This window comes from Mesorhizobium sanjuanii (assembly GCF_002529485.1).
Lineage (GTDB): Bacteria > Pseudomonadota > Alphaproteobacteria > Rhizobiales > Rhizobiaceae > Mesorhizobium > Mesorhizobium sanjuanii.
In genome coordinates, this window is record NZ_NWQG01000224.1 from 1 (window position 1) to 6918 (window position 6918).

The 6918-nt window shown below is 65.6% G+C and carries 9 protein-coding genes; 7 read left to right on the forward strand and 2 right to left on the reverse strand.

The genetic code is table 11. The features are described 5' to 3' along the window. From CN311_RS27690 to lpxK, 6 genes are all read left to right on the forward strand, one after another. Nucleotides 1-249 (forward strand): metallopeptidase TldD-related protein (locus CN311_RS27690; RefSeq protein WP_245440975.1); only part of this gene is annotated, 249 nt, incomplete at its 5' end. Then, nucleotides 236-1042 carry a 3'(2'),5'-bisphosphate nucleotidase CysQ gene (locus CN311_RS27695; protein ID WP_097576819.1) on the forward strand — a complete coding sequence of 269 codons (807 nt, stop codon included), beginning with the start codon at nt 236-238 and terminating at the stop codon, nt 1040-1042. The genes CN311_RS27690 and CN311_RS27695, both read left to right, overlap by 14 nt. Nucleotides 1043-1117: 75 nt before the next feature. Next, on the forward strand, nt 1118-1363 hold the full coding sequence (locus CN311_RS27700; RefSeq protein ID WP_097576820.1) for a DUF4170 domain-containing protein: 246 nt from the start codon (nt 1118-1120) through the stop codon (nt 1361-1363). Between the two features lie 5 nt (nt 1364-1368). Beyond that, entirely contained in the window at nt 1369-2157 is a 789-nt protein-coding gene (locus tag CN311_RS27705) for a lysophospholipid acyltransferase family protein (RefSeq protein ID WP_097576821.1), read from the forward strand. Continuing rightward, nucleotides 2154-3470: a lipid IV(A) 3-deoxy-D-manno-octulosonic acid transferase gene (gene waaA / locus CN311_RS27710; RefSeq protein WP_097576822.1), complete on the forward strand. Its 1317-nt coding sequence runs from the start codon at nt 2154-2156 to the stop codon at nt 3468-3470. Before CN311_RS27705 ends, waaA begins: the two co-directional genes overlap by 4 nt. Before the next feature lies 1 nt (nt 3471). Further along, a complete protein-coding gene (gene lpxK, locus CN311_RS27715; protein ID WP_097576823.1) occupies nt 3472-4500 on the forward strand; it encodes a tetraacyldisaccharide 4'-kinase in 1029 nt (342 codons plus the stop codon). Here lpxK and CN311_RS27720 read toward each other — a convergent pair whose 3' ends face one another. Both CN311_RS27720 and CN311_RS27725 read right to left on the reverse strand, forming a co-directional pair. After that, nucleotides 4501-4734 carry a DUF2093 domain-containing protein gene (locus tag CN311_RS27720; RefSeq protein WP_008875222.1) on the reverse strand — a complete coding sequence of 78 codons (234 nt, stop codon included), beginning with the start codon at nt 4732-4734 and terminating at the stop codon, nt 4501-4503. It abuts the gene before it with no gap. Nucleotides 4735-4869: 135 nt separating this feature from the next. Continuing rightward, complete coding sequence (locus tag CN311_RS27725; RefSeq protein ID WP_165779871.1) at nt 4870-5775, reverse strand: LysR substrate-binding domain-containing protein; 906 nt, start codon at nt 5773-5775, stop codon at nt 4870-4872. A 111-nt stretch (nt 5776-5886) separates the two neighbouring features. Between CN311_RS27725 and CN311_RS27730 the strand changes: the two genes are divergently transcribed. Further along, the gene (locus CN311_RS27730; RefSeq protein ID WP_097576825.1) at nt 5887-6780 is read left to right on the forward strand and encodes a DMT family transporter; all 894 of its coding nucleotides are present in this window, start codon (nt 5887-5889) and stop codon (nt 6778-6780) included. The last annotated feature ends 138 nt before the right edge of the window (nt 6781-6918 follow it).

A 6918-nucleotide genomic window follows, 5' to 3' on the forward strand; every position in this document is an offset into this window, starting at 1 on the left:
AAGACCGGTTTCTACGTCACCGAAGTGTTCGGCCAGGGCGTCGACATGGTGACCGGCGAGTACAGCCGCGGCGCCTCCGGCTTCTGGATCGAGAATGGCGAGCTCGCCTATCCCGTCGCCGAAGTGACCATCGCCTCGAACCTCAAGACCATGTTTCTCAACATGGTTCCCGCCAGCGATCTCGACCGCAATTTCGGCACCGCGGCGCCGACGCTGCTGATCGAAGGAATGACCCTTGCCGGAGCTTGATTCGATCACGGCAGCCGGGGCCGGCGAGGATTTGCCGCTGCTGCGCGACGCCGCCCGCGAGGCGGGCGCCATCGCCATGCGTTATTTCGGCAAAAATCCGCAAGTTTGGATGAAGGGCGGCACCTCGCCGGTGAGCGAGGCCGACCATGCCGCCGATGCCTATCTGCGCGACACGCTTTTGGCGGCGCGGCCGGACTATGGCTGGCTGTCGGAGGAAACGGCCGACGATCCGATAAGGCTTGCCGCGCGCCGCACCTTCGTCGTCGACCCGATCGACGGCACGCGCGGTTTCCTCGAGGGCCTCCGCTCCTGGTGCGTCAGCGTCGCCGTCGTCGAGGACGGCCGCACGCTGGCCGGTGTGCTCGAATGTCCGGCCAAGGAGGAGACCTACTGGGCGCTGCCAGGCCAGGGCGCGTTCCGCAACGGCAAGTCCATTGCCGTGCGCGCGCCCGCAGCGACGGTCGAGATCGGCGGGCTGAAGCAGCTGGTCGACCTCATGCCGGCGCAATGGCAGCGCCGGCTGCAGCGCGCGCCGCATACTCCCTCGCTCGCCTACCGGCTGGCGATGGTCGCCGACGGCACGCTCGACGCGACCTTCATCAAGCCCAACGCGCATGACTGGGATATCGCCGCTGCGGACCTTATCCTGAGCGAGGCCGGCGGCGCCTTGCTCGACCGGCATGGCCGTTCGCCGCGCTATGCCGGCGAGGTAATCCGCCACGACGCGCTGGTCGCCGGCAGTGGCGAACTCCTTGCCGTGCTGGCCGGGGTGATCGCCGGGCTTGACGGCTGAACGGACATCAATGGTTCCAAAGTCGGCGGCTTTGGTCTAGAGCTGTCACAAACTCACGATATGTGAAGGACCGACATGACCGCGGAAGACGGAAAGAAGCAGCTTTTGCACCTGGTGTTCGGCGGCGAGCTGAAGCAGCTGGGCGGAACTGAATTCCGCGATCTCGACGCGCTCGACATCGTCGGCATCTACCCGGACTATCAATCCGCGCGGACGGCATGGAAAGCCAAGGCGCAAGCCAGCGTCGACAACGCCCATATGCGCTATTTCGTCGTTCACCTGCACCGGCTGCTCGACCCCGACAGCAAGGCTGCCGGTTGACATCGATGGAGCATGAGGCAGTGAAAGGGTCCGCCACCAGGCCCGTGGTCAAAAGGCACCCCGGCGGCACGCCCAAGACGCTCTGGCGCAAGATTCGCGAGCCTTTGGCGCAGTCGCGATTCGTCAAGAACATCATTGTCGGCTTGCTTGCCCAGTTCGTCCGCCTGGTCCGCCTGACCAACCGTGTGGTCGACGGGTCGGCACGGATATCGGGCGGCGCCTATGCCGAGTTCGAACCCGGCATCATTGCGTTGTGGCATGGTCAGCACCTCCTGACCCCGGCCTACTATCCCAAGGGGCGGCCCCTGGTCGCCATGGTGTCGCGCAGCGCCGATGCCGAGCTCAACGCGCTGATGATCGAGAAGTTCGGCATCGAGGCGGTGCGCGGCTCCGGCGGGCGCGACAGCTCCAGGCATCTCGACAAGGGTGGCGCCAAGGCGCTCATTGCCCTGAAAAAGTCGCTCACTGCCGGCAAGAACGTCGCCATGATCGCTGATATCCCCCACGGCACGCCGCGCGACGCGGGGCTCGGCATTGTTCTCCTGGCGCGGCTTTCGGGCCGGCCGATCCTGCCCGCCGCCATCGCCACCAGCCGCCGCAAGGTGCTGGAGAAGAGCTGGGACAAGACCACGATCAACCTGCCTTTCGGTCGCTCCTCGATCATCGTCGGCGCGCCTGTCTTCGTTCCGGCCAATGCCGATGAGGCCGAAATGGAACGCAAGCGCCAGGAGGTCACGGCCTCGCTCAATGCCGCGACCGCCGAAGCCTACCGTCTCGTGGATGGTCCGAAATGAGCGAGCGCTGGGCGCGCGCCTTCCTTACGGCATATCGTTTTGCGGGGGCCGCCGCCTATCCGCTGATCGGACCTTACGTCGCCTGGCGTACCTCCATGGGCAAGGAAGACCGAAACCGACGGCGCGAGCGCTACGGCATCGCCGGACGGGAACGGCCCGACGGGCCGGTGATCTGGATCCATGCGGCAAGTGTCGGCGAGACGCTGGCCGTCATACCGCTGGTCAAGAGCATTCTCGACTACGGCGTCAACATCGTGCTGACAACGGGCACGGTTACCTCGGCGCAGGTAGCCGATGAGCGGCTCGGCGACCGTATCATCCATCAATATGTGCCGCTCGACCTCAAGCCGGCGGTCAGCCGCTTCCTCGATCATTGGCAGCCGGACCTGGCGATCATCGCCGAATCGGAGATCTGGCCGATGACCATCCTGGAACTTGGCGCGCGTCGTGTGCCGCAGGTGCTGGTCAATGGCAGGCTGTCGGACCGCTCGTTCAAATCCTGGAAGAAACGCGCCAACATCGCCGAGGCGCTGTTTGAGAATCTCGCCCATGTCGTCGCCCAGTCGGATGTCGACGGCGAGCGCTTTCTTTCGCTGGGCGCCCGGCCGGTCACGGTATCCGGTAATCTCAAGGTCGACACCACGCCGCCGCCGGCCGATGAAAAGGTATTATCCGCATTGAGGCGCCAGATCGGCGCCCGCCCGACCTGGGCGGCGATATCGACCCATGACGGCGAGGAGGTGGTGGCCGCCGAGGTCCATGCGATGCTGCACAGGCGTCACCGCGGTCTTTTGACGATCATCGTTCCGCGCCATCCCGATCGCGCCGAAGGGCTTGCCGCGCAGATTTCCGGCATGGGCCTGAAGCTCGTCCGCCGCTCCAAGGGTGACAAGATCACCGCCGACACCGATATTCTGCTTGGCGACACGATTGGCGAGATGGGGCTCTATCTCAGGCTGACCGAAATCGCCTTCGTCGGCCGTTCGCTAACCTCGGAGGGCGGCCAGAACCCGTTGGAGCCGGCCATGCTCGAGACGGCGGTGCTCGCTGGCCGCAATGTCCAGAATTTTCGCGAGGCCTATCAGCGCCTGCTCGACAGCGGCGGCGCCAAGCTGGTGCGCGACCGCGACATGCTTGCCGGCGCCGTCAACTTCCTTTTGACCAACGAGGCGGCGCGTCACGAGATGATGGCGGCGGGCGCGGCGACCGTCGACGAGATGCGCGGCGCGCTGGCGCACACGCTGAGATCGCTCGAACCCTACATCCAGCCGCTGGTCGTCAAGTCGCGCCTGCAGGGCGCCAACGGCCGCTAGGGTGGCCAGCGAAGCACCACCCTTCTGGTGGGAGGAACCCGATTGGCGGGCGCTGGCGCTGACGCCGCTGTCCGCGATCTATGCACTCGTTGCCGGCCGCCGCATGCGCTCGGCGGCGCGCGAGAAGGTCGAGGCGCCGGTGCTGTGCGTCGGCAACTTCACCGTTGGCGGCACCGGCAAGACGCCGGTGGCGATCGCGCTGGCAAGACAGGCCAGGCGCATGCAGCTCAATCCCGGTTTCCTGTCGCGCGGCCATGGCGGCTCGTTTGGAGAGCCGCATGTCGTCGATCCGCATCACGACGCCGCCAAGCATGTCGGCGACGAGCCGCTGCTGCTCGCCGAACACGCGCCGGTCGCTGTGACGCCGAACCGCGCAGCCGGCGCCAGGCTCTTGCTGGAGAAGCATGGCTGCGACTTCCTGATCATGGATGACGGCTTCCAGAGCGCGCGCATCCATATCGACTATGCGCTGGTCGTCGTCGACGCGCGCTACGGCGTCGGCAACGGCCGTGTCATCCCGGGCGGGCCGCTGCGGGCAAACATCGTCGACCAGCTGGTTTTCACCAGCGGCCTCCTCAAGATGGGCGAGGGCACCGGAGCCGATGCGGTCGTGCGCCAGGCCGCGCGGGCCGCCCGCCCTATCTTCGAAGCGCGTACAAAACCGAGCCGCAAGGCGGGGCTGGCCGGCAAGCGGTTTCTGGCTTTTGCCGGCATCGGCCATCCCGACAAGTTCTTCGACACGGTCCGTGAAGCCGGCGGCGAGGTGGCGCTGACCCGGTCGTTTCCAGACCATCATTTCTACGGCGCGGACGAACTTGCAGAACTGGCGGCGACGGCGCGGCGAGAGGGTCTCGATCTCATCACCACCGCCAAGGACGCCGCCCGGCTGCGCCATGACGCCGCCTCAGCCGATTTCCTTGGGCAGCTCGACGTGCTGGAGATCGACACCGTGTTCGAACCCGAGCACGTGCCCAAGCGCATCATCGGCGAGACGCTGGATGCCTGGCGGCAGCGCAAGCTGAAGGGCTGATCAGCGGCGGCTGCGCAGTTCCGGATGCGCCTCGATTTCGCGGCGCAGCGAAGCGGTTGCGCTCACATAGGGTTCCTGCCTGGCGACGCTCCAGTATTTGAGTTCGTCCAGCGGAATGCTCTCGCCGGTCACGGCGCAGCGCACGAAGGCGCCAGGACTGGTCACCTGGAAGTCGCCGTCGAGATAGCGGATACGTGCTTCCTTGCCGCCGGGGCCTTCGAAACGGTTCATCATGGGGTGGTGCCGAAATTCATGACGATGTCATCGCCATAAATCCTGGCAAGGTCAAGCTTGGAGCGAAGTGACACCAGATTTGGTCACGTACGTTTCCCGGGAGCTTCAGGTCGATCAAGCCGGCAAATGTATGTCTTATCCTTCGGCTACGATAAAATCCTCGATCTTTTCGGCAGAAAGGCCGGCCTGGCTTGCAATGCGGCGAGCGAGGTCTGACGCCGCGGCGCGGGGTCGTCCCAGCGGCCGGTCGAGCCAGTAGGAGATCGGGCTCAGCACGCTGCGTTCATCGGCTGCGACGATGCGGCCCGACTTCAACTGATCCACTGTCATCGGCGGCCGTGCCAGCGCGATGCCAAGCCCGTGGGCCGCCGCATCGAGCACCAGATTGTAGTCCTCGAAGCGGCGATCCTGCGGGCGCGGACGGTAGTCCATGTCCTGAGCTGCAAACCAGGCGCGCCAGGCCGAAGCGTCGGAATCGTTGATCAGCGGAAATTTGAGCAGCCGGGCAGGGTCGCCGCGGCCGATCTCCTTGGCGAGTTCCGGCGAGGCGACGGGGAAAACATATTCCTCGAAAAGCTGCACCGAGATGCGGCCCGGAATGCGGCCGCGCCCGCAGCGGACCGAAAGATCGATGCCCTCGTCGGCAAGGTCGGCCTGGCGGTTGTCGACGTCGAGCACGATGCGCAGCTTGCTGGGGTTGTTCTCAAGCGCGGCCATGCGCGGCATCAGCCACAGGCCGCTGACCGAGGGTATCGAGGCCAGCCGCACCACCGCGGTGCCGCGCTGCTCGACCCAGCGGTCCGAATTGCTAGCGATCAGCGCGAAGGCTTCGGTGGTGCGCAGATGCAAGCGGGTTCCCTCGATGGTGAGTGAGACCCCGCGCGCGCCGCGGTCGAATACTTTCAGACCGAGCCAGTCCTCGAGCTTGGCGATCTGCCGGCTGACGGCGCCATGGGTGAGGTTGAGCTTTTCGGCGGCGGCAGAAAAACTCCCCGTGCGCGCCGCTGCGTCGAAGGCGCGCAAGGTCTCAAGCGGCAGCATCTGTTCTGAGCTGTGATACACACTCACAGGTGGCCCTCGATTTGGTCGTTTGTCAACCGTCCCGGAATGGCGTTTTCTCGCTTTATGGCATTAAAGAACAGGGAAAGCGAGATGAGCGTTTACACCGGAACGTTGAATTCGACACAGCGCGTTGATAGCACCGCGGCCATCGCGGTGGCGCTCACGGTGGTCGGTTGGGCCTCCGCTTTCCCGGCCATCCGCGCCGGTCTCGCCGCCTTCGATCCGCTGGAACTCGGCGCACTGCGCTTTGCCATCGCCGCCGTGCCGGCGGCGATCTTCCTTGCCGTCAAGCGCCCGGCTTTGCCGGGGATCGGCGAATTGTGGCGCTTCGCCTTCGGTGGCGCCATCTTCGTCGCGCTCTATACGGCAATGCTCAATTTCGGCGAGCTGACCGTATCGGCGGGTGCCGCCGGCTTCATCATCAATGTCAGCCCGATCTTCACCGCCATCATGGCCATGGCGCTGCTCGGCGAACGCTTCTCTACCATGGCCTGGGCAGGCACAGCCATCTCCTTCGCCGGCATCGGCATCATCGCCATGGGCGAGGGGCAGGGCCTGCACTTCAACACCGGCGCGCTGCTGGTGCTGGGTTCGGCGCTGTGCTCGGCCGTCAACACCATCGTCCAGAAGCCGCTATTTGCCCGCCACCATCCGCTGACCATCGCCGCCTCCAACATGGTGCTCGGCGCGCTCTGCCTGGCGCCTTTCCTGCCGAGCGCACTCTCGCAGGCAGCGGTCGCCAACACCGCCGGCCTCGGCGCAGTCATCTTTCTCGGCATCGTGCCGAGCCTGATCGCCTACGCCGCCTGGGCAACCGCACTGTCACGCCTGCCTGCCGCCCGCGCCTCGAACTTCCTCTATCTGGTTTCGCCGGTGGCCACGCTGATCGGCTTCTTCTGGCTGGGCGAAGTGCCGACCCTGCTCGGCATCATCGGCGGCGCACTGGCGCTGGGTGGCGTGATTGTGGTCAATTTGAAGAGGTGAATCAGAGGGTCGGAGTCGTTTCCTGAATCGAAAAGAGCCGCTGCAAGCGGCTCTTTTCGGACCCCCACCCCGCTGCTTCGCAGCGACCCTCCCCACAAGGGGGAGGGTGGGCGCAGGCTCCCTGCCTCCCCCTTGTGG